This is a genomic window from Micromonospora sp. WMMD1128, assembly GCF_027497235.1.
Lineage (GTDB): Bacteria > Actinomycetota > Actinomycetes > Mycobacteriales > Micromonosporaceae > Micromonospora.
Genome location: NZ_CP114902.1, coordinates 113032 through 132900 on the forward strand (window position 1 = coordinate 113032; position 19869 = coordinate 132900).

Annotated in this window: 21 protein-coding genes; 17 read left to right on the top strand and 4 right to left on the bottom strand. The window is 74.8% G+C overall.

Annotated features, from left to right (window positions below):
• Window position 1: 1 nt before the first annotated feature.
• Entirely contained in the window at window positions 2-316 is a 315-nt protein-coding gene (locus tag O7602_RS00535) for a hypothetical protein (protein WP_091070155.1), read from the bottom strand.
• Between the two features lie 360 nt (window positions 317-676).
• Here O7602_RS00535 and folP point away from each other — a divergent pair, with 360 nt between their 5' ends.
• From folP to O7602_RS00570, 7 genes are all read left to right on the top strand, one after another.
• The gene (gene folP, locus O7602_RS00540) at window positions 677-1555 is read left to right on the top strand and encodes a dihydropteroate synthase (RefSeq protein ID WP_281586286.1); all 879 of its coding nucleotides are present in this window, start codon (window positions 677-679) and stop codon (window positions 1553-1555) included.
• On the top strand, window positions 1552-1911 hold the full coding sequence (folB, locus tag O7602_RS00545; RefSeq protein WP_281586287.1) for a dihydroneopterin aldolase: 360 nt from the start codon (window positions 1552-1554) through the stop codon (window positions 1909-1911). Before folP ends, folB begins: the two co-directional genes overlap by 4 nt.
• On the top strand, window positions 1908-2435 hold the full coding sequence (gene folK / locus O7602_RS00550; RefSeq protein WP_281586288.1) for a 2-amino-4-hydroxy-6-hydroxymethyldihydropteridine diphosphokinase: 528 nt from the start codon (window positions 1908-1910) through the stop codon (window positions 2433-2435). The genes folB and folK overlap by 4 nt, the downstream gene beginning before the upstream one ends.
• Before the next feature lie 38 nt (window positions 2436-2473).
• The gene (locus tag O7602_RS00555) at window positions 2474-2962 is read left to right on the top strand and encodes a DUF3180 domain-containing protein (protein WP_281590035.1); all 489 of its coding nucleotides are present in this window, start codon (window positions 2474-2476) and stop codon (window positions 2960-2962) included.
• A 118-nt stretch (window positions 2963-3080) separates the two neighbouring features.
• Window positions 3081-4313 (top strand): ABC transporter permease, encoded by a 1233-nt coding sequence (locus O7602_RS00560; RefSeq protein ID WP_281586289.1) that lies wholly within the window; start codon window positions 3081-3083, stop codon window positions 4311-4313.
• Between the two features lie 65 nt (window positions 4314-4378).
• Window positions 4379-4681: a hypothetical protein gene (locus O7602_RS00565; protein WP_281586290.1), complete on the top strand. Its 303-nt coding sequence runs from the start codon at window positions 4379-4381 to the stop codon at window positions 4679-4681.
• Between the two features lie 81 nt (window positions 4682-4762).
• Window positions 4763-5254: a hypothetical protein gene (locus tag O7602_RS00570; RefSeq protein ID WP_281586291.1), complete on the top strand. Its 492-nt coding sequence runs from the start codon at window positions 4763-4765 to the stop codon at window positions 5252-5254.
• 60 nt (window positions 5255-5314) lie between these two features.
• Here the strand turns inward: O7602_RS00570 and O7602_RS00575 are convergent, their stop codons facing one another.
• Complete coding sequence (locus tag O7602_RS00575) at window positions 5315-6307, bottom strand: ATP-binding cassette domain-containing protein (RefSeq protein ID WP_281586292.1); 993 nt, start codon at window positions 6305-6307, stop codon at window positions 5315-5317.
• Window positions 6308-6309: 2 nt separating this feature from the next.
• On the opposite strand from O7602_RS00575, the gene O7602_RS00580 reads away from it, so the two are divergent.
• The 4 genes from O7602_RS00580 to O7602_RS00595 all read left to right on the top strand — a co-directional run bounded on the left by O7602_RS00580 (window position 6310) and on the right by O7602_RS00595 (window position 11295).
• Window positions 6310-6999: an ABC transporter permease gene (locus O7602_RS00580; protein ID WP_281586293.1), complete on the top strand. Its 690-nt coding sequence runs from the start codon at window positions 6310-6312 to the stop codon at window positions 6997-6999.
• The gene (locus tag O7602_RS00585) at window positions 6996-7718 is read left to right on the top strand and encodes an ABC transporter permease subunit (RefSeq protein ID WP_281590037.1); all 723 of its coding nucleotides are present in this window, start codon (window positions 6996-6998) and stop codon (window positions 7716-7718) included. Before O7602_RS00580 ends, O7602_RS00585 begins: the two co-directional genes overlap by 4 nt.
• Window positions 7719-7919: 201 nt before the next feature.
• A complete protein-coding gene (locus O7602_RS00590) occupies window positions 7920-8924 on the top strand; it encodes a glycine betaine ABC transporter substrate-binding protein (RefSeq protein ID WP_281586294.1) in 1005 nt (334 codons plus the stop codon).
• Between the two features lie 133 nt (window positions 8925-9057).
• Complete coding sequence (locus O7602_RS00595) at window positions 9058-11295, top strand: hypothetical protein (RefSeq protein ID WP_281586295.1); 2238 nt, start codon at window positions 9058-9060, stop codon at window positions 11293-11295.
• Window positions 11296-11503: 208 nt separating this feature from the next.
• Here O7602_RS00595 and O7602_RS00600 read toward each other — a convergent pair whose 3' ends face one another.
• Both O7602_RS00600 and O7602_RS00605 read right to left on the bottom strand, forming a co-directional pair.
• Window positions 11504-12673, bottom strand: coding sequence for an NADH-quinone oxidoreductase subunit D (locus tag O7602_RS00600; protein WP_281586296.1), 1170 nt, complete (start codon window positions 12671-12673; stop codon window positions 11504-11506).
• Entirely contained in the window at window positions 12670-13746 is a 1077-nt protein-coding gene (locus tag O7602_RS00605) for an SAM-dependent methyltransferase (protein ID WP_281590039.1), read from the bottom strand. The genes O7602_RS00600 and O7602_RS00605 overlap by 4 nt, the downstream gene beginning before the upstream one ends.
• Window positions 13747-13920: 174 nt before the next feature.
• Here O7602_RS00605 and O7602_RS00610 point away from each other — a divergent pair, with 174 nt between their 5' ends.
• The 6 genes from O7602_RS00610 (at window position 13921) to nadC (ending at window position 19857) form a co-directional block, all read left to right on the top strand.
• The gene (locus O7602_RS00610; protein ID WP_281586297.1) at window positions 13921-14856 is read left to right on the top strand and encodes a Rossmann-like and DUF2520 domain-containing protein; all 936 of its coding nucleotides are present in this window, start codon (window positions 13921-13923) and stop codon (window positions 14854-14856) included.
• Window positions 14850-15698: a pantoate--beta-alanine ligase gene (gene panC, locus O7602_RS00615; protein ID WP_281586298.1), complete on the top strand. Its 849-nt coding sequence runs from the start codon at window positions 14850-14852 to the stop codon at window positions 15696-15698. Before O7602_RS00610 ends, panC begins: the two co-directional genes overlap by 7 nt.
• A 28-nt stretch (window positions 15699-15726) precedes the next feature.
• A complete protein-coding gene (gene panD / locus O7602_RS00620) occupies window positions 15727-16155 on the top strand; it encodes an aspartate 1-decarboxylase (protein WP_281590042.1) in 429 nt (142 codons plus the stop codon).
• A gap of 105 nt (window positions 16156-16260) precedes the next feature.
• Entirely contained in the window at window positions 16261-17154 is an 894-nt protein-coding gene (locus tag O7602_RS00625; protein ID WP_281586299.1) for a septum formation family protein, read from the top strand.
• A gap of 61 nt (window positions 17155-17215) precedes the next feature.
• Window positions 17216-18964, top strand: a complete 1749-nt coding sequence (locus tag O7602_RS00630) for an L-aspartate oxidase (RefSeq protein WP_281586300.1) — start codon at window positions 17216-17218, stop codon at window positions 18962-18964.
• A complete protein-coding gene (gene nadC / locus O7602_RS00635) occupies window positions 18961-19857 on the top strand; it encodes a carboxylating nicotinate-nucleotide diphosphorylase (protein WP_281586301.1) in 897 nt (298 codons plus the stop codon). The genes O7602_RS00630 and nadC overlap by 4 nt, the downstream gene beginning before the upstream one ends.
• Window positions 19858-19869 lie beyond the last annotated feature (12 nt).

Genomic DNA, 19869 nt, shown 5'->3' on the forward strand with positions numbered 1-19869 from the left:
CCTACTCGAAGATGAGGTTGATCAGGTAGTCGCCGACGAAGAAGAGTGTGGCCGCGCCGGCGATGAAGGCCAGCCCGATGATGGCGATGGCCGAGCTGGTGAGCACCTTGGAGATCTCGCCCCGGCTGGCCCGGCCGATGAAGATCACTCCGAGGACCGCGAGCAGGATCGGTGCGACCTTGCTGGCGAAGAAGGTGACGACGTTGTCGGTGTCGATGCCCTTCGGGGCCGGCTCGGCGAGTGGAGTCGACGCCAGGGTGTGGAGCGCGTGGTCGACGGCGGTCGACGCCGTTGCCATGAGCTCGATGGCGATCACTGGAAACCTCCCCAAGGGTCGCGGCCGGCGGTGCCGCGATGGTGCAGTCAAGGCAAACCTGGCGGGATGGTGCTCATCCGGAACAGCGCCGTCGACGCTGGGTCCGTCACCCACCACGTACGGTGGTGAGCTTTGGGGGGATTGTTCCCGCTTCGGCCCTCCCTCCAGGCTTCGCCATCTCGATGCCGGGCAATTCCAAAGCGTACGGGCCGGCCACCTTTGCGACAAGCCGCGAAGAGTGGACCCCGATCAACCCGGACGACCGATCGTACACCTGTTCCAATGTGCACGTCAGGGGTGCCGGATCCGCAGCGCGCCCGGTGGCCGGAACCCCTGCCGGCGAGCGGTACTGTCGGGTCCGTGACCGATCTGGTACGAGCGGACGCCCCGGTGGTGATGGGCGTTCTCAACGTCACCCCCGACTCGTTCTCGGACGGCGGCAGATACGCCGGTCTGGACGCCGCCGTCGCACACGGGGTGCGACTGCGCGCGGCCGGCGCGGACCTGGTCGACGTCGGCGGCGAGTCCACCCGGCCCGGCGCCGACCGGGTCGACGCGGAGACCGAGACCGCCCGCGTGCTCCCGGTGGTCCGGGAGCTGAGCGCCGCCGGCATCCCGGTGAGCGTCGACACCACCCGGGCCCGGGTCGCCGAGGCCGCGCTGGCCGCCGGCGCCGACGTGGTGAACGACGTCTCCGGCGGGCTCGCCGACCCGGACATGGCCCGGGTGGTCCGGGACGCCGGCTGCCCCTGGGTGCTGATGCACTGGCGGGGCCACTCCCGCGACATGCGCGACCTGGCCACCTACACCGACGTGGTGGCCGACGTCCGGGCCGAGCTGGGTCGACGGGTCGACGCGGCGCTCGCCGCCGGCGTCGCCGCCGACCGGATCGTCGTCGACCCGGGGCTCGGCTTCGCCAAGACCGCCGCGCACAACTGGGCGCTCAGCGCCCGCCTGTCCGAGTTGGTCGATCTCGGCTTCCCGCTGCTGTTCGGTTCCAGCCGCAAGTCCTACCTGGGCCGGCTGCTCGCCGACCCGGCGGGCGTGCCCCGCCACACCGACGGGCGGGACGCCGCGACCATCGCGACAAGCGTGCTGGCCGTGGCCGCCGGGGCCTGGGGGGTACGCGTGCACGACGTCCGCGGCACCGCCGACGCGCTCGCCGTCTGGCGGGCCACCGGCAGCCCGCGGCTGGCGAGCGCGACGCGGGCCGGCGCCGGCAGCGGAGCGACCCGGTGACCGACCGGATCGAGCTGACCGGCCTGCGTGCGCACGGCCGGCACGGCGTCTACGACTTCGAGCGCGCCCAGGGGCAGGAGTTCGTGGTCGACGCGGTGCTCGAACTCGACCTGGGCCCGGCCGCCCGCTCGGACGAGGTGACCGACACGGTGCATTACGGCGAGCTGGCCGAGCGTTTGGCCGCGGTGATCACCGGCGAGCCGGTGAACCTGATCGAGACACTCGCCGACCGGCTGCTCGCCATCTGCCTGGCCGACCCGCGGGTCGGCGCCGCCACGGTGACCGTGCACAAGCCGGAGGCCCCCATCCCGCACGCCTTCCGGGACGTGGCGGTCACCTTGCGGCGTACCCGGTGACCCGGGCCGTGCTGTCGATCGGCAGCAACCTCGGCGACCGCCTCGGCCACCTGCGCGGCGCGGTGGCCGCGTTCGGCGACGACGTGCTACTGGTCTCCGGCGTCTACGAGACTCCACCGTGGGGCGACGCGGAGCAGCCCGCGTACCTGAACGCGGTGGTGATGGTCGCGGACCCGGCGGCGGCGCCGGGCGACTGGCTGGCGCGGGCCCGGGCCGCCGAGACGGCGGCCGGTCGGACCCGCGACCCGGCCCGGCGGTACGGCCCGCGCACGCTCGACGTGGACGTGATCGCGGTCTGGGACTCGGCCGGTCAGCCGGTGCTCGTCGACGACCCCGAGCTGACCGTGCCGCACCCCCGGGCACATCTGCGCGCCTTCGTGCTGCGGCCGTGGATCGACATCGAGCCGCACGGCCGGCTGCCCGGGCACGGCTGGCTGACCGACCTGCTCAACGCCGAGCCGCTGGCCGCCGACGCCCTGGAACTGAGCCCCCGGCCCGATCTGACGCTAGAGTCGGACACATGAGTACGGCCCGGACCCCACAGGACCCCGACCGCTTCCGGATGGGTCCGACCCGGGTCTCCACGCTTGTGGTGGCCGGCCTGGCCGCCGCCGCGGTGGCCTGGCTGCTGATCAGCGGCTTCTACTACGACTTCGCCCCCGACCTGCCCTGGCTTCCGGTGATCACGCTGGCCGGGCTGGCCGTGCTGGAGGGCTACGCGGCGGTCAACACCCGCAGCCGGATCGAGCGGCGGCCCGGCCGGGAGCCGGTGAATCCGCTGCTGGTCGCCCGGTTCGTGGTGCTCGCCAAGGCGTCCGCGCTGGCCGGCGCCATCTTCGCCGGCTTCTATGCCGGGTTGGCCGGCTGGCTGTTCGTGGAGCGGACCAACGCCGCCGAGAGCGACCGGCCGGCCGCGGTGGCCGGGCTCGTCGCCTCGCTGGCGCTCGTCGTCGCCGCGCTCTGGCTGGAGCGCGCGTGCCGGGTGCCCGAGCAGGAGGACGACGAGGACCGGGAGCCGGGCGACCGCGAGACACCGCGCGGGCGTCGCTGATTCCGAGGCTTCCCCCGCTCTCCGCCCGCCGGTACCGTCCCTGGCGACCGGAGAGCGACGGCCGCACCGGTCCGCCCCTGGAGTGGGCCGGACGCGGCCACCTGGGAGGCGCGCGCTGATGGGGTACGACGAGCCGGGCCGGACGGCCCCACCGGAGACGTCGTCCGGCGTGCCCGCCGCCGTACTGGAGAACATCTTCGACGACCCGTCCCACGGCGAGCCCGGCCGGGACCGGATCGCGGTGCACGTGGTCTGGGAGTTCGTGCTGCTGGCCGGACTGGCGGCGATGACCTGGCAGCTCTGGCGGTCCGACTCGGACGCGCTGCGCGGCGGCGCGCTGAAGTCGTTGCTCGTCGACGTGGCCGCGCTCGGCCTGCTCACCCTGGCCGCCGGCCTGGCCCTACGGGCCGCCGCGGTGAACCTGGCGATCGGCCCGGTCGCGCTGGCCGCCGCGCTGCACTTCGCCGAGCAGGGCGATCGGGGGGCCCGGGATGCGCTGCTCCCGGCGCTCGCGGTGGCGGCGGCCGGCGGGCTGGCGCTCGCCCTCGCCGTGGTGGTGCTGCACGTGCCCGGCTGGGCGGCCAGCCTGGCCGGAGCCGCCGGTGTGATCGTCTATCTGGAGCGGCGCACCGCCCCGGTCGCCGTCCAGGGCGAGTACGACCCCCGGCGCGCCGCGCTCTACCTCTTCGTCGGGTTCGCCGCGGTGGCCGTCCTCGGTGGTCTCTTCGGCACCATCAAACCGGTGCGGCGGCTGATCGGCCGGTTCCGTCCGGTCGCCGACCCGGCCCGGCGGCGCGGCGCGGTGGCCGCCACGGTGACCGCGCTGGCGCTCGTCGGCTCCACGGTGCTGGCGATGCTCGGCGGGGTGCTGATCGCCGCGAACGGCAACGGCCCGGTGGAGCCGGGCACCGGGCTGGACTGGACGGTGCTGGCGGTCGGCACGGTGATGCTCGGCGGCACCAGCGCGTACGGCCGGCGCGGCGGCGTCTTCGGCACCCTGCTCGCGGTCTGCCTGGTGGTGGTCTTCCTGGCCTGGACCGTGGTGCACGACTGGACGATCAGCCGGTGGGCGGTGGGCGGCGCCGTCCTCGGCGGCGGGCTGCTGGTCACGCGGCTGGTGGAGACGTTCGGCCGGCCCCGCCCGGCCCCGCCCGGCGTGGGCGTGCCCGGTCCGCTCCGGCCGGTCGGCGACGGCGTGGTCAGCGGTGGCTGGGCGATGACTCCGGCGCCCGGGCCGGCCGACGCCTGGCCGTCGGTGCTGCCGGAGCGGAACACCGACACCCCGGTCGACGCCTGGGAGGCGCCACGCTGGGGGAACGAGCCCCGACGCTGGGACAGCGACGACCGTTGACGCGCGTCCGCGGCGGCGTCGCGTCCGGCGCGCCGGAGGTGATCTCGCCGGTTAGGCTCGGCGGCATGACGGAGACTCCTGCCCCCGGCGGCCGTACCTTCGACGAGCTCGACAAGCTCCCCACCGAGGAGCTGCGCGAGCAGGCCTTCCACCTGGCCCGGGAGCGCCGCGACGTGGGGTTCTTCTGGTCGGTGCTGCGGCACCTGCCGAACGCCGACGAGGCCGCCGCCCTGGACGGCGCGCCGAACTCGGTCGGGCCGACCATCGACGAGGCCAACGCGCTGTGGCGGGAGTTGACCGGGCACGGCTACGAGGAGTCCGCGCCGCTGCTGCGCGCCGCCTTCATCGACTACCTGATGAAGCACTGACCGGTGGCCACCCGCCGGCCGCCGGTCGGCACGCGGCTGGGCAGGTTTGCCCGGCGCGGCGACCCGGGCACCGATCGCGCCATGGCCCGCACCAACCGTCCCCGCACCATCCCCCGGTACGGCACGGCCGCCGGGACCGGCACGCTCGCCGCGTTCCTGCTCGTGGCGGTCGGCGGCAGCCCGATGTACGTGGACTGGGCGCAGGGCCACACCGACCCGACCGGCGCCGGTGGCTGGTTCCTGCGGCTGCTGGCCTGGCCGGCCTGGCGGTGGCAGTCGGACGAGGGGGTGCTCGCCACCAACCTGCGGGCGATCCTGCTGCTCGTGCTGGCCGCGGCGTTGCTCTATCTGCTGCCCGGCCCGCAGGTGGACCGGGTGGCGGCCTCGGGCAGCCAGTTCCTCTCCGGCTGGGGCGCGTACGCGCTGGCCGCCGGGCTCAGCGCGCTGGTGGCCACGCTCCTCGGCCCGCACGGCACGCTCTACGCCGCCTTCCAGACCGCGAGCACCGGCGTCGCGTACGGCTTCTTCGCCGGCTGGGTCATCGGCCTGGCCAGCTTGGGCGGCCGGGCCTGACCGGGACCGGATCGTCGGCCCGGCCAGGTCGGGCGGGCCGGGCCTGACCCCCGGCCGGGCTCAGTCCACCGCGCCCATGGTCAGCACGCGGGCCCGGGTGAGCAGTCCGAGCGGGTGGCCGTCGTCGGTGACCACGGCGTGGTCCGCGCCGGAGGTGAGCAGCGCGCCCAGCGCGTCGTAGGCCGAGCTGCCCAACGCCACGGTGGGCAGTCCGGTCCCGTCGCCGGCCGGGAGCGGGTCGAGCACCGCGCGGGTCACCGGGGTGACCGCCAGCCGCCGGATGCCCCGGTCGGCGCCGACGAACTCGCGGACGAACGCCGAGGCGGGCGAGCCGAGCAGCGCGGCGGGGGTGTCGTACTGCTCCAGGACACCGCCCTCGGACAGCACCGCGATCCGGTCGCCGAGTCGCACCGCCTCGTCGAGGTCGTGCGTGACAAGCACGATGGTCTTGCGGACCTCGGCCTGGAGCCGGAGGAACTCCTCCTGCAACCGGGTCCGGACGATCGGGTCGACGGCCGAGAACGGCTCGTCCATCAGCAGCACCACCGGATCGGCGGCGAGCGCCCGGGCCACTCCCACCCGCTGCCGCTGGCCGCCGGAGAGCTCGTGCGGGTAGCGCCTGCCGAACTGCGCCGGGTCGAGGCCGACCAGCTCCAGCAGCTCACCGACCCGGGACCGGGTCCGCTCCCGCGACCACCCGAGCAGCCCCGGCACGGTGGCCACGTTGGCGGCCACGGTCTGGTGCGGGAAGAGGCCGACGTTCTGGATCACGTATCCGATGCGGCGGCGCAGCGTCACCGGGTCGACCCGGGTGACGTCGTCGTCGCCGAGCAGGATCCGTCCGTCGGTCGGCTCGATCAGCCGGTTGATCATCCGCAGCACGGTGGACTTGCCGCAGCCGGACGGCCCGATCAGCACCACCAGCTCGCCGGCCTCGACCGCCAGGCTCAGCTCTCGAACCGCCTCGGTGCCGTCCGGGTAGCGCTTGCTGATGCACTCCAGCGTGATCGAGGCGGCGCCGTGACCGGCGGGGGTCCCCGGGGTAACGTCCACGTGTGTTCCTCCACCTGAGCTACCGGGCCGCCCCGGGTAATCCGTGGTTCTCCTGGCAGTACGTGCGGGACAACTCTGACACCATCCTCGCGGCGCTGCGCGAGCACACCTGGCTGACCGCCCGGGCCGTGGTGATCGCCGCGCTGGTGGCGCTGCCGCTCGCGGTGGCAGCGTACTGGTTCCGGTCCCTGGCCGCGTCGATCCTCGCGCTGACCGGCGTGCTCTACACGATCCCGTCGCTGGCGCTGTTCGCCTTCCTCGCGCCCTATCTCGGCATCGGCGCGGTGACCGTGCTCACCGTGGTGGCGCTGTACGCGTTGCTGGTGATCGTCCGCAACGCGCTGGCCGGGCTGAACCAGGTGCCACCGGAGGTGCGGGAGGCCGCCGAGGGCATGGGGTACGGCCGGTGGGGCCGACTGTTCCGGATCGAGCTGCCGCTGGCGCTGCCCGGCATCCTCACCGGCGTACGCCTGGCGACCGTCTCGACCGTCGCCCTGGTCACGGTGGGGGTGGTGGTCGGCCGGGGCGGGCTCGGCCAGCTCATCTTCGCGGGCTTCCAGAACAACTTCTACAAGGCGCAGATCATGACCGGCACGGTGCTCTGCGTACTGCTGGCGCTGGTCCTCGACCTGGTCCTGGCCGGGGTGGGCCGGCTGCTCACCCCGTGGCTGCGCGAGAGGTCGGCTCGGTGAACCCGGTGCAGGCGGCGTGGATCTGGCTGAACGATCCGCTGAACTGGACCAACCCGGGCGGCGTGCTGGACCGGCTCGGCGAGCACCTGAGCATGTCCGCCCTGGCGGTGCTGCTCGGCTGCCTGGTGGCCTGGCCGATCGGCCTCTGGCTCGGGCACAGCGGGCGGGGCGGTGGCCTGGTGCTGCTGGTCTCGAACGTCACCCTGGCGATCCCGACCCTGGCCCTGCTGACCATCCTGCCGCTTACCTTCCTCGGGTTCGGTCGGCCGTCGGTGGTGGTGGCGCTCGCGGTCTTCGCGGTGCCACCGCTGCTGGCGAACGCGTACACCGGTGTCCGGCAGGCCGATCCGGAGGCCCGGGACGCCGCGCGGGGGATGGGACTGTCCGGTTTGCAGGTGCTGCGCCGGGTGGAGTTGCCGCTGGCGGTGCCCTACCTGGCGGCCGGTTTCCGGACGGCGGCCGTGCAGGTGGTGGCCACCGCCGCGCTCGCGTCCTTCGTCAACGGCGGTGGCCTGGGCCAGATCATCCGGGCCGGGTTCGGTCTCGACATCGCCGCGGGCGGGGGCCAGATCATCGCCGGGGGTGTCCTCGTGGCCGGCCTGGCGATGCTTGTCGAGGGCGTGCTCGCGGTGGTGGAACGGATGGTCACGCCGCGTCCGCTGCGCCGGGTCCGGCGGCGGGCGAACCGCCGCGCCGCCGCGGCCACGGCCGGCGGCTGACGCACCCGTCCGGCGGGTTTGCTGAGTTCCCGGTCACAGCCACGCGGCCGGCCGGTGACGATCGGATGACGAAAACCGCTCCGAATTTGTCGGTGGGGTCGGTGAGGATGTTGGGTGAAGTCGCGGGCGGCATTCGGATCGCCCGTCGGACACGCGGCCGGCCCGAAGGGGTCGCGCCGGGACACGGAAGGCGGGCACCTGATGCGCGCACGTTCACGGCTGGCCGCGGGGGCCTTCGGCGCCCTCGTCGCGGCGGGCCTTCTCACGGGTTGCGGTGACGCCGGCTCGTCCGGCACCGACGCTCCCGAGGCGGGCGCCTCGGGGGCCGGTTGCGCCCCGGTGGCGGGTGACCAACTGGTCGTCCTCACCGACGACAAGAAGCTCCAGAACACCGACAACGTCCTGCCCGCGATCAACGCGAAGGCGGCCACCCCGCAGTTGGTCGCCGCGCTGGACAAGGTCTCCGCGAAGCTCGACACCCCCAAGCTGATCCAGCTCAACCGGGCCGTCGACGAGGAGCGGAAGACCCCCCAGGTGGCGGCGCAGGAGTTCGCCGACGCCAACGGCGTCACCGACGGGATCGAGAAGGGGCCGGGCGGCCAGGTGACGGTCGGCGCCGGCAACTTCAGCGAGAGCCAGACCGTCGCCGAACTCTACAAGATCGCGCTCACCGCGGCCGGCTACCAGGTCAAGGTGCAGACCATCGGCAACCGGGAGCTCTACGAGCCGGCTCTGGAAAAGGGCCAGATCCAGGTCGTCCCGGAGTACGCCGCCACCATGGCCGAGTTCCTCAACACCAAGGCCAACGGCAAGGACGCCCAGCCGGTCTCCTCGCCGGAGCTGGACAAGACGGTCGAGGCGCTCAAGACCGAGGGTGACAAAGCCGGCCTGGTGTTCGGCCAGCCGTCCCAGGCCCAGGACCAGAACGCCTTCGCGGTGACCAAGGCGTTCGCCGACAAGTACGGGGTGTCCTCGCTCTCCGACCTGGCCGCGAAGTGCTCCGGTCAGGCCACCGTGCTCGCCGGTCCGCCGGAGTGCCCGCAGCGGCCGAAGTGCCAGGCCGGGCTCGTCGAGGTCTACGACTTCAAGGCCGGCTCGTTCAGCTCACTGGACGCGGGCGGCCCGCAGACCAAGAACGCGCTGAAGACCGGTTCCGCAAGCGTCGGCCTGGTCTTCTCCTCCGACGCCGCGCTCGCCACGAGCTGATCCACCGCCGCCGGCCGGTCGCACCGGCCGGCCGGCGGCCTCTTGTACGGGCGGGCAGCCCGATCCGCGATGCGTGCATCCGACGGTGCGGAGCCGTTCCCCTCGGGTGGAACACTCGGTAGTCTGCTCACCCATGCCCGCCTCGGTCGCCCCTGCCGACAAGCGCTCTCCGACGCTGCTGACGGTCCTGTTCTGGATCGGTGTGGGCCTGGCGCCCCTGGCGGCGCTCATCCTGCTGGTCGCCGACGGCAACGGCACACTTCGATTCGGTGCCGTGCTCGCGATCCTCGCCGTCGTGCTGATCGGGCTCTCCATCGCGCTGCGGTCCGAGAACGGTGCCGGCGATGCGGTGGCCGAGGAGTTGCGGGAGGAACTGGAGCAGTTCCGTCGGGACCTGCGGGCCGAGATCGTGGCCGCCGCCCAACGCGGCAACCAGGCGCTGGACCAGGCGCGACGAGCTGAGGAAGCGGCAGGTGCGGTGCGCCGCCGGCTCGACGCGGCGGCCGCGGGCCTGGCCGCGGCACCTGCCGACGAGCGTCCGGGCGGACGGGCCCGGGTGCCGGTCGCCGGGGCGTACGAGGCGGGGCGGTCTCAGCCGGCCGGCCAGGACGAGGACGCGTCGAGCCGGCCGGCGGGTGATCGCTACGGCACCGACCAGCAGGCCGACCCGCTGCGAGCTGCTCCCCACGATTTCGAGCGACCCGGCACGTATCCCGTGGAGGGGCGGGCGCGTCCGGAGCCGCCCGGTCGTGGCCGCGCGGTGGAGGAGCACACCGGGTTCGGCGGCCACGGCGGCGAGTCGACCCGGTCCGGCGCGACACCTGCGGAGGGCTACCGCGCGGAGCCGGCACGGTCCGGTGGACACGGCGCGGAGCGGCCCTCCGGCGGGGTGTACGGGGCGGCGCGGGTGCCCGAGCCGGGGGCCCGGCCGGAACACCGCCAGGTTGGCCTGGTCCACCACACCGAGACCGTGCATGTCACCACCCGGCACACCATCGTCGACGGCGGCGGCGGCGACGCGGCCGGCTCCCGGTACGGCGGATACGCCGGTCGCTGGTCGCCGCCCGCGGAGGACCGCCACCGGGACGAGTCGGTCGACCACCGGGCCGGACACCGCGAGGCGGGCCGGGACGACCACCCGTGGCCGGGCCGGTTCGGTGCGGCCGAGGACGCCTGGCCCGGGGGCCTGCGGTCCGGTGCGGGCGCAGAGCGGCCCTGGTCCGACGCGCGGGACGGCGGTCCGCGGGATGTCGGGGCCCGCCCAGGTCCGCCTGTCGACGGGGCCGGATGGAGCGGCGGCGGGGCCGGATGGGCCGCCGGCGGCGACGGACCGGACCGGATCGGTGGCGCGCATCCCTGGGCGGGCGTCGGCCGGGCCGCCGGTGGGGGGCGGGGCTGGGCGTCGCGGGAGGTGGACGACGGCTGGGCAGCCGGCCATGGCCGGGCACGTCCGGCGGACGAGCAGCGGTCCGGCTCGGGCGCGGAGCGGGCTGGCTTGGCGGCGGGCGACCGCCCCGAGGAGCGGCCCTGGCCGGGCTGGCACGACGGCCCGGTGGACCGGCACGACGGCCCGGTGGACCGGCACGACGGCTCGGTGGACCGGCACGACGGCCCGGTCCGTCCGGGTGCGTGGCTCGGGCCGGAAGAGCGGGTCGCAGCGGGCGCCTGGCCGGAGGAGCAGCCGTCGCCGGGCTGGTCGGGACCGTACGACCCCGGAACGTCCGGCGAGGGAGCGCCGTTCGGGGAGCACGTCCGGGGAGCGCCGTTCGGGGAGCACGTCCGGGGAGCACCGTTCGCGGAGTACGGCCGGGGAGTGCCGTCCGGGGAGCACGTCCGAGGAGCGCCGTCCGGGGAGCATGGCCGGGCGGCGCCGGCCGGGCAGTACGGGTGGGCGGGGGCCGTCGAACCGGACGGAGAGCACTGGTCCGAGATGCGGGCCGGTAACCGCTGGGCCGCGGTGCACGACGACGGCCAGGGGCGGGAGCTCCGCGTCGGCGAACGGCGGGCCGCGGTGCACGCCGACGGGGGCGGCACCGAATATCGGATCGAGGACCGCTGGGCCGCCGTCCGGGGCGTGTCTCCCGGCGCGGACGACGCCGGCTCGGTGCGTCACGATCCGGATCCGGGCGGAGGCTGGCCCGGGGAGAACCCACCGGCGCTGCCGTCCGGCGGGGTGCCGGTGCCCGAGGAGTGGCGTCCGCCGACCCAGCGCGGCGGCCAGCCGGAGTGGCGTCAGGTCGAGCCGGAGTGGCGGCAGCCCGAGCCGGAATGGCAGCCCGAGCCGGACCGGCAGCCCGAGCCGGAGTGGCGCCGGCCGGAACCCGGCGGCTACGGCCTGCCGTACCGGGACACCGCCGACCGCTGGCGCTGACCGCTCCCCTGCGACACCGACAGCAACACCCACGGCAGGACGCCGTCAGCCGGCGGGGACCGACGGCCGCGAGGTTTGGGTGCGTCTGTTGTTGCGGGAGCGACATCAGGTGCACCCAGAAGGGCGCCGGAAGGGTGGCGCCCCGCAAGCACCGCCGACAGCGCCTCACCCACCGACGGGCGGTCGGCCCGACCGGCGGCGGACGCGCTTACTTGTCGATGTCGCCGACCACGAAGAACATCGAGCCGAGGATGGCGATCAGGTCCGGCACCAGGCAGCCGGGCAGCAGGGTCGACAGCGCCTGCACGTTCGCGTACGAGGCGGTGCGCAACTTGAGCCGCCAGGGTGTCTTCTCACCCCGCGACACCAGGTAGTAGCCGTTGATACCGAGCGGGTTCTCGGTCCAGGCGTAGGTGTGCCCCTCGGGCGCCTTGACGACCTTCGGCAGGCGCGTGTTCACCGGCCCGCTCAGCCGGTCCACCCGGTCCAGGCACTGCTCGGCGAGGTCGAGCGAGGCGTACACCTGGTCGAGCAGCACCTCGAACCGGGCGTGGCAGTCCCCGGCGGTCTTCGTCACCACCGGCACGTCGAGCTGGTCGTAGGCCAGGTAGGGCTCGTCCCGGCGCAGGTCGAGGTCGAGGCCGGAGGCCCGGCCGACCGGCCCGGACGCGCCGAACGCGGCGGCGTCGGCGGCGGAGAGCACGCCGACGCCGACGGTGCGGGCCAGGAAGATCTCGTTGCGCCGGATCAGGTGGTCCAGGTCGGGCATCCGCCGGCGGACCTCGCCGATGGCGGCGCGGGCGCGGCCGGTCCAGCCGGCCGGCACCTCCTCCTTCAGGCCGCCGACCCGGTTGAACATGTAGTGGATCCGGCCGCCGGAGACCTCCTCCATCACCGCCTGGATGGTCTCCCGTTCCCGGAACGCGTAGAACATCGGCGTGATCGCGCCGATCTCCAGCGGGTAGGAGCCGAGGAACATCAGGTGGTTGAGCACCCGGTTCAGCTCGGCCAGCGCCATCCGCAGCCAGGTCGCGCGTTCCGGCACCTCCATGCCCATGAGCCGTTCGACGGCGAGCACCACGCCCAGCTCGTTGGAGAACGCGGACAGCCAGTCGTGCCGATTGGCCAGCACGATGATCTGCCGGTAGTCGCGTACCTCGAAGAGCTTCTCCGCGCCCCGGTGCATGTAGCCGACGATCGGCTCGGCGGCGACCACCCGTTCCCCGTCGAGCACCAGGCGCAGCCGCAGCACGCCGTGCGTCGACGGGTGCTGTGGCCCGATGTTGAGCACCATGTCGGTGCCGAGCTGCTCGCCGCCGGCCCCGGTGCCGACGGTCAGCTCGCGGAGGTCGCCGGCGTCCGTGGTCATGCCCGTCATCGTGCCACGAGCGGGTCGAGGGCGACGCCGACCGGCTGCCGCAGCCACAGGTGCCCGCCGAGGCCGGCCGCGTCGGTCAGCTCGGCCGCCGCCGACGCCGTGGCAAGCGCCCGCAGGTAGCCGGCCGGGTCGCGGGCGGCCAGGCTCAGCGGCGGTCGCCCGCCGTCGGCCCCGAGCGCCCGCAACGCCTCCCGCTGCGAAACCAGGGTGTACGCACACCGGGCGACCCGTTCACCGGCGGAGGCGACCGAGTCCATGGCGACGTGCGCGGTCACGTCGCACGACCCGTCCGGCACCGGTGGCACCTGCCGCCCGTCCCGGTAGCCGGTCAACGTCCCGGCGATGGGCCGTGACCCGCGCAGGTGCCCGTAGTCGACGGCCAGCGCGAGCCCGCGCTCGATCCGCCCCACCGCCTCCGCCCACGCCTCGTCCCGAGCCCGCCCGATCTCCACCCGCCCCCAGCCACCCGACTCCCCATCCCACCCGTCCCCGCCGTCGTTGATCAAGGAGTTTGCGTCGGGCGGGGCCCCGGACGACGACGCAAACTCCTTGATCAACGGCAACGGTCGGGGCGGGAGGGGCCACCAGGTGGTCAGCCAGGCGGTGTCGGTGGGGGAGAGGGCGGGGCCGGGGGTTTCCTCGCCTGTGGTGGGGTTCACCAGGAGGAGGTGCCAGTCCTGCGGGGAGAGGACTGCCACGTCCAGGGGGACGTTGTCCAGCCACTCGGTGGCGAGCAGCAGGCCGGTGATCCGTTCGGGGATCTCCGCGCGCCAGTCGATCTCCGGTGGCAGGTCGTCCGGGCGGGCGGCCCGTTCCACCGCCACCGGGTGGAGCCGGGCGGCCAGGTCCGGTCCGGCCTGCGCCAGCAGTGCCCGGAGCAGTTCGCCCCGGCCCGCGCCCACGTCCACCACGTCCAGCCGGGCGGGGCGGCCCAGCGCCTCGTCGAGCGCGACGAGCTGGCGGAGCAGGGCCGCGGCGAAGACCGGCGAGGCGTGCGCGCTGGTGCGGAAGTGGGCGGCGGGGCCGGGGCCGGCGACGAAGAAGCCGTCCGGGCCGTAGAGCGCCAGCTCCATGGCGTCGCGCCAGCGCAGCGCGGGGAGTCCGGACGTCACCGGCCGACCCTACGGCGCGCCGCCGCCGGCCCGCCGGGTGGCCGGTGAAGGTTTTCACACCTTCTTGTTTCCGGTCTGTCAACCGGGCGCATACTTGCCTCGACCGGTACCCCCTCCGAGGACTGGATCACTGACATGAGCGCACCGCTGCGCCCGCGGGCCCTCCGCGCCCCGCTCGCCGTCCCCCGTACCCTCTCCGTCGGTGTGCTCGGCGCCGGCCGGGTCGGTGCCGTGCTCGGCGCGGCTCTCGCCGCCGCCGGCCACCGCGTGGTCGCCGCGTCCGGCGGCTCCGGCGCCTCCCGCGCCCGGCTCGCGCTGCTGCTGCCGCAGACCCCGCACCGTGCCGCCCCCGACGTGGCCCGCGCCGCCACCGACCTGCTGATCGTCGCGGTCCCCGACGACGCCCTGGCCGGCGTGGTCGCCGACCTGGCCGCGCGGGGCGCGCTGCACCCGGGCCAGATGGTGGCGCACACCTCCGGCGCGCACGGGCTGGCCGTGCTGGCCCCGGCGGCTGCGGCCGGCGCCCGACCGCTCGCGCTGCACCCGGCGATGACCTTCACCGGTACGCCGGACGACCTGTCCCGCCTGGCCGGCATCTCCTACGGCGTGACCGCCCCGACCGAGCTGCGCCCGTTCGCGGCCCGGCTCGTGGCCGACCTGGGCGGCGTGCCCGAGTGGGTGGGTGAGGCCGACCGGCCGCTCTACCACGCAGCGCTCGCGCACGGTGCCAACCACCTGGTGACACTGGTCAACGACGCGGCCGACCGGTTGCGCGACGCCGGGGTGGATCGGCCGGAGAAGGTGCTCGCCCCGCTGCTGCGGGCCGCCCTGGAGAATGCGCTGCGCCTCGGCGACGACGCGCTGACCGGCCCGGTGTCCCGGGGCGACGCGGGCACCGTACGCCGGCACCTGGACCGGCTCGCGCGGACCGCGCCGGAATCCGTACCGGCGTATCTGGCGTTGGCCCGACGGACGGCGGACCGCGCGGTCGCGGCGGGCCGGCTGCGCCCGGCGGACGCGGCGGCGCTGCTGGACGTGCTGGACGGGATGGAGGTGGCCTCCTCATGGTGAGCGTGGTGCACACCCGCAAGGAGTTGGCGGCGGCCCGGGACGGGCTGACCGGCACGGTCGGCGTGGTGATGACCATGGGCGCGCTGCACGCCGGGCACGAGACGCTGCTGCGGGCCGCCCGGGAGCGGGCCGACCACGTGCTGGTGACCGTCTTCGTGAACCCGCTCCAGTTCGGCCCGAACGAGGACTTCGACCGTTACCCGCGCACGCTCGACGCGGACCTGGAGATCTGCCGGCGGGCCGGGGTGGACCTGGTCTTCGCGCCCCCGGTGCGCGAGATGTACCCGGACGGTCAGCCGACGGTGCGGCTGGACCCGGGTCCGCTCGGCGCGGACCTGGAGGGCCTGAGCCGCCCCGGCTTCTTCCACGGTGTGCTCACCGTGGTCCTGAAGCTGCTCCAGCTCACCCGCCCCGACCTGGCGTTCTTCGGGGAGAAGGACTACCAGCAGCTCACCCTGGTCCGCCGGATGGTCCGCGACCTGGACGTGCCGACCGAGATCGTCGGCGTGTCGACCGTGCGGGAGCCGGACGGCCTGGCCCTGTCCAGCCGCAACCGCTACCTCTCCGCCGAGGAGCGGCGGGCCGCGTTGAGCCTCTCCGCCGCGCTGCGTGCCGGCGTCGCGGCGGCCGAGCGGGGCGACGACGCGGGCGCGGTGCTGGCCGCCGCGCACCGGGGCTTCGACCCGGGTACGCCGGAGGCCCGCCTCGACTATCTGGTGCTCACCGACCCCGACCTGGAACCCGGCCCGGTCGCCGGCGCGGCCCGGCTGCTGATCGCGGCCTGGATCGGCGCCACCCGTCTGATCGACAACACCGCGATCCACCTCGCGCCGCGGCACTGACCCACCACGAATGCGGAAAGGCACCCCGATGCTCCGGACCATGCTCAAGTCGAAGATCCACCGGGCCACGGTGACCCAGGCCGACCTGCACTACGTCGGCTCGGTGACGGTGGACGAGGATCTGCTCGACGCGGCGGACCTGCTCCCCGGCGAGCAGGTCGCGATCGTGGACATCACCAACGGCGCCCGCCTGGAGACGTACGTGATTCCGGGCCGGCGGGGCAGCGGCGTGATCGGCATCAACGGTGCCGCCGCGCACCTGGTGCACCCCGGTGACCTGGTCATCCTCATCTCGTACGGGCAGATGGACGACGCCGAGGCACGGGCCCGGCAGCCCCGGGTGGTGCACGTGGACGCCGACAACCGGGTCGTCGACCTCGGTGCCGATCCGGCCACTGCCGCCCCCGGCACCGCCGGAGACCCCGTCCCCAACCCCCTGGCCGCCGCCCTGAACTGAGCCCCGTCGACGATCCCGCGGTTCGCGGTCTGTCACCGGAAGGTCATTTTCGGCTACCCTGAGCGGGCCGTCGGATTCGACGGTCGTCGGGCTGGGGGAGGCGCGATGGGCCGTGCGATGCGCAGTCTCGTCGCCGTGTTGGCTGCGGCGGCGACGCTGGCCGGGTGTGCCTCGTCCGGCGGGCTCGACGGCGACCTCACCGACGACTGGGCCGCCTTCGCGCCGGCCGGGCCGTTCACCCCGGCGGCCGAGGTCTGCCAGGTCGCCGACTTCACCCCGACCGTGGCCCTGGCGGGCTACGACCCGGTCGACTGCGACCTGCCGCACCGGGTGGAGACCGTGCACGTCGGTGCGTTCCCCGGCGACCGGGCCACCCCGCCGGCGCTCACCTCGCCGGAGTTGCGTGCCGCGTTCACCGAGTGCGACAAGCGGGCCGGCGCGTACGTCGGTGACGACTGGCGCGCCGGACGGCTGCGGCTCGGTGTGGCGATGCCCACCGCCACCGGCTGGACGGGCGGGGCCCGCTGGTACCGGTGCGACCTGACCGAGTTGAACACGGTCGAGGCGGCGGCCGTCGTGGTGGTCCGGACGGGCAGCCTGCGCGACGCGCTCAAGCCGCCCTCCCCGCTGCGCCTGGGCTGCCAGCGCACCAGCCGGGACGGGCACCGGGTGCAGCGGCTCACCCCGACCGACTGCGCCGGGGCGCACGATGCCGAGTTCGTCGGGGTGTGGGTGGCGCCGGACCGACCGTTCCCGAAGGAGCCGGCGGACTGGGTGCCGCTCTACGCCGGCTGCTATTCCGCCATCGCGCGCTTCACCGGTGTGCCCGCCGACCCGATCCTGCGTTACCGCAGCGACGTGGTGGTCCGTCCGCCCGCCGCCGGTCGCTGGGCGGTCGGCGACCGCGGTGTCCGGTGCTACCTGTGGCTCAGCGACCGCACGGTGACCGCCTCGCTGAAGGGCGCCGGCCCGGCCCGCCTGCCGGTCCGGACGAGGTAGCCGAAACCACTCGTCCCGCCCCCGCCGCCCGGGCCGAGGATGCTTCGGGTTGACTGTGCCCATGGACCTACCCACCGTCGACCTGCCAGTGCTGCCCCGGCTGCTCGCCGCGCCCGCGCCCGGCTGGGTGGAGACCACCGACGTGATCGTCGTCGGCTCCGGCGTCGCCGGGCTGACCGCTGCGCTGCACCTGCGCGAGGCCGGCCTGCACGTCACCGTCGTCACCAAGGTCGACATCGACGAGGGTTCCACCCGGTGGGCGCAGGGCGGCATCGCCGCGGTGCTCGACCCGGCGGACAGCCCGGCCGCCCACGCGTACGACACCGAGGTGGCCGGCGTCGGCCTCTGCGACCCGGCGGCGGTCCGGGTGCTCGTGGAGGAGGGCCCGACCCGGCTGCGCGAGCTGATGCGGATCGGGGCGGAGTTCGACCGCAACCCGGACGGCTCGCTGATGCTCGGCCGCGAGGGTGGCCACCGGGCCGACCGGGTCGTGCACGCGGGCGGCGACGCCACCGGCGCCGAGGTGCAGCGGGCGCTGCACGCGGCGGTGCGGCGCGACCCGTGGATCCGGCTGGTCGAGCACGCCCTGGTGCTCGACCTGCTGCGCGCCCCCGGCGACGGTCCGGATGGTTTCGGCCCGGCCTGCGGGATCACGCTGCACGTGCTGGGCGAGGGCAGCGAGGACGGCGTCGGCGCGATCCTCGGCCGCGCGGTGGTGCTCGCCACCGGCGGGATGGGGCAGGTCTTCGCGGCCACCACCAACCCGTCGGTCTCCACCGGGGACGGGGTGGCGCTGGCGTTGCGCGCCGGCGCGGCCGTCACCGACCTGGAGTTCGTCCAGTTCCATCCGACCGCGCTGATCGTGCCGGCCGGTGGGCCGGGCGCCGGCCTGGCGCAACAGCCGCTGGTCTCCGAGGCGTTGCGGGGCGAGGGCGCCCACTTGGTCGACGGCGACGGCAAGCGGTTCATGGTCGGCCAGCACGAGTTGGCCGAGCTGGCTCCCCGGGACGTGGTGGCCAAGGGCATCCACCGGGTGCTGAACGCGTCCGGCGCCGACCACGTGTTCCTGGACGCACGGCACCTGGGCGGCGACTTCCTGGCCCGGCGGTTCCCCACCATCGTGGCGTCCTGCCTGGCCATCGGGGTGGACCCGGCGACCGACCTGATCCCGGTCGCGCCGGCCGCCCACTACGCCTCCGGCGGCGTCCGGACCGACCTTCGTGGCCGCACCTCGATCCCCGGCCTGTACGCCTGCGGCGAGGTGGCCTGCACCGGCGTGCACGGCGCCAACCGGCTGGCCAGCAACTCGCTGCTGGAGGGGCTGGTCTTCGCCCGCCGGATCGCCGAGGCCGTCGCCGCCGGGCTGCCCGAGCAGGCCCGGCCGGCGGACACCGGCGCCTGGGTGGGCGGGCCGGGCCGGCTGGTGCCGGCGGCGGGCACGGCGGAGCTGCAACGGGCGATGTCCCGGGGCGCGGGCGTGCTCCGGTCGGCGGAGTCGTTGACCGGCACCGCGGCCACGCTCACCGCGCTGAGCGAGGGGCGGGGCGTGCCCCGTACCGCCGACTGGGAGGCGACGAACCTGATCACCGTGGCGTCGACGCTCGTCGCCGCCGCGTACGCCCGCGAGGAGACGCGGGGGTGCCACTGGCGGGAGGACTTCCCGGCGGCCGACGACAGGTGGCTGGGTCACCTGGTGGCCGGGGTGGGCACGGATGGGCTGCTGGTCGAGCGTTGGGTGAGCGCGAGGAGTGAGCCGGTCTTGCGAGCCCCGCAGTCGCGAACGTCAGGAACAGAGGAGAGGATTCCATGATCGAGTCGACGGTGCGGGCGCTGCGGGACGGCGGGCTGGACCCGGAGCGGGTCCGGCGGATCGTCGTCGACGCGCTGGCCGAGGACCTCGGCCCGGACTTCCTCGACGTGACGAGCGTCGCGACCGTCCCGGCCGACCAGCGGGACACCGCCGACCTGGTGGCGCGCGAGGACGGGGTGGTGGCCGGGCTGCCGGTGGCCGCCGCGGTGTTCGAGCTGGTGGGCGACGTGACTGGCGCCGGGCGTACGGTCGAGGTGTCGCTCGTGGCCCACGACGGGCAGCGGGTGGCGCGCGGCGAGGTGCTGGCCACCGTGACCGGGCCGACCCGGCTGCTGCTCACCGCCGAGCGGACGGCGCTGAACCTGCTCTCCCGGATGTCCGGGGTGGCCACCCACACCCGGGCGTGGGCGGACGCGCTGGCCGGCACGAAGGCGATGGTGCTGGACACCCGCAAGACCACGCCGGGGCTGCGAGGGCTGGAGAAGTACGCGGTCCGAGCGGGTGGTGGCACGAACAAGCGGATGGGCCTGCACGACGTCGCGATGATCAAGGACAACCACAAGCTGGCGGCGGGCGGGATCGCGCCCGCGTTCCGGCGGGTCCGGGAGGCGTTCCCGGACGTGCCGGTGCAGGTGGAGGTGGACACGCTTGCCGAGGCGGTGGAGGCGGTCGAGGCCGGGGCCGGCTTCCTGCTGCTCGACAACATGACCCCGGCGCAGCTTCGTGAGGTGGTGGCCGTGGTGGGCGACCGGGCGGAGTTGGAGGCGACCGGTGGGCTGACCCTGCCGGTGGCCGCCGAGTACGGGGCCACCGGCGTGGACTTCCTCTCCGTGGGCGCGCTCACCCACTCCTCGCCGATCCTCGACATCGCTCTCGACCTGCGCGGTAGGTGACCGTCTAGGCTG

Excerpts from the sequence above, each read along its gene's own strand:
- O7602_RS00555 (WP_281590035.1), top strand. The coding sequence starts at position 2,474 with ATGGGTCCGACCCGGGTCTCCACGCTTGTGGTGGCCGGCCTGGCCGCC.
- O7602_RS00560 (WP_281586289.1), top strand. The coding sequence starts at position 3,081 with ATGGGGTACGACGAGCCGGGCCGGACGGCCCCACCGGAGACGTCGTCC.
- O7602_RS00565 (WP_281586290.1), top strand. The coding sequence starts at position 4,379 with ATGACGGAGACTCCTGCCCCCGGCGGCCGTACCTTCGACGAGCTCGAC.
- O7602_RS00570 (WP_281586291.1), top strand. The coding sequence starts at position 4,763 with ATGGCCCGCACCAACCGTCCCCGCACCATCCCCCGGTACGGCACGGCC.
- O7602_RS00590 (WP_281586294.1), top strand. The coding sequence starts at position 7,920 with ATGCGCGCACGTTCACGGCTGGCCGCGGGGGCCTTCGGCGCCCTCGTC.
- O7602_RS00595 (WP_281586295.1), top strand. The coding sequence starts at position 9,058 with ATGCCCGCCTCGGTCGCCCCTGCCGACAAGCGCTCTCCGACGCTGCTG.
- O7602_RS00600 (WP_281586296.1), bottom strand. The coding sequence starts at position 12,673 with ATGACGGGCATGACCACGGACGCCGGCGACCTCCGCGAGCTGACCGTC.
- O7602_RS00605 (WP_281590039.1), bottom strand. The coding sequence starts at position 13,746 with ATGGAGCTGGCGCTCTACGGCCCGGACGGCTTCTTCGTCGCCGGCCCC.
- O7602_RS00610 (WP_281586297.1), top strand. The coding sequence starts at position 13,921 with ATGAGCGCACCGCTGCGCCCGCGGGCCCTCCGCGCCCCGCTCGCCGTC.
- panC (WP_281586298.1), top strand. The coding sequence starts at position 14,850 with ATGGTGAGCGTGGTGCACACCCGCAAGGAGTTGGCGGCGGCCCGGGAC.
- panD (WP_281590042.1), top strand. The coding sequence starts at position 15,727 with ATGCTCCGGACCATGCTCAAGTCGAAGATCCACCGGGCCACGGTGACC.
- O7602_RS00625 (WP_281586299.1), top strand. The coding sequence starts at position 16,261 with ATGGGCCGTGCGATGCGCAGTCTCGTCGCCGTGTTGGCTGCGGCGGCG.
- O7602_RS00630 (WP_281586300.1), top strand. The coding sequence starts at position 17,216 with ATGGACCTACCCACCGTCGACCTGCCAGTGCTGCCCCGGCTGCTCGCC.
- nadC (WP_281586301.1), top strand. The coding sequence starts at position 18,961 with ATGATCGAGTCGACGGTGCGGGCGCTGCGGGACGGCGGGCTGGACCCG.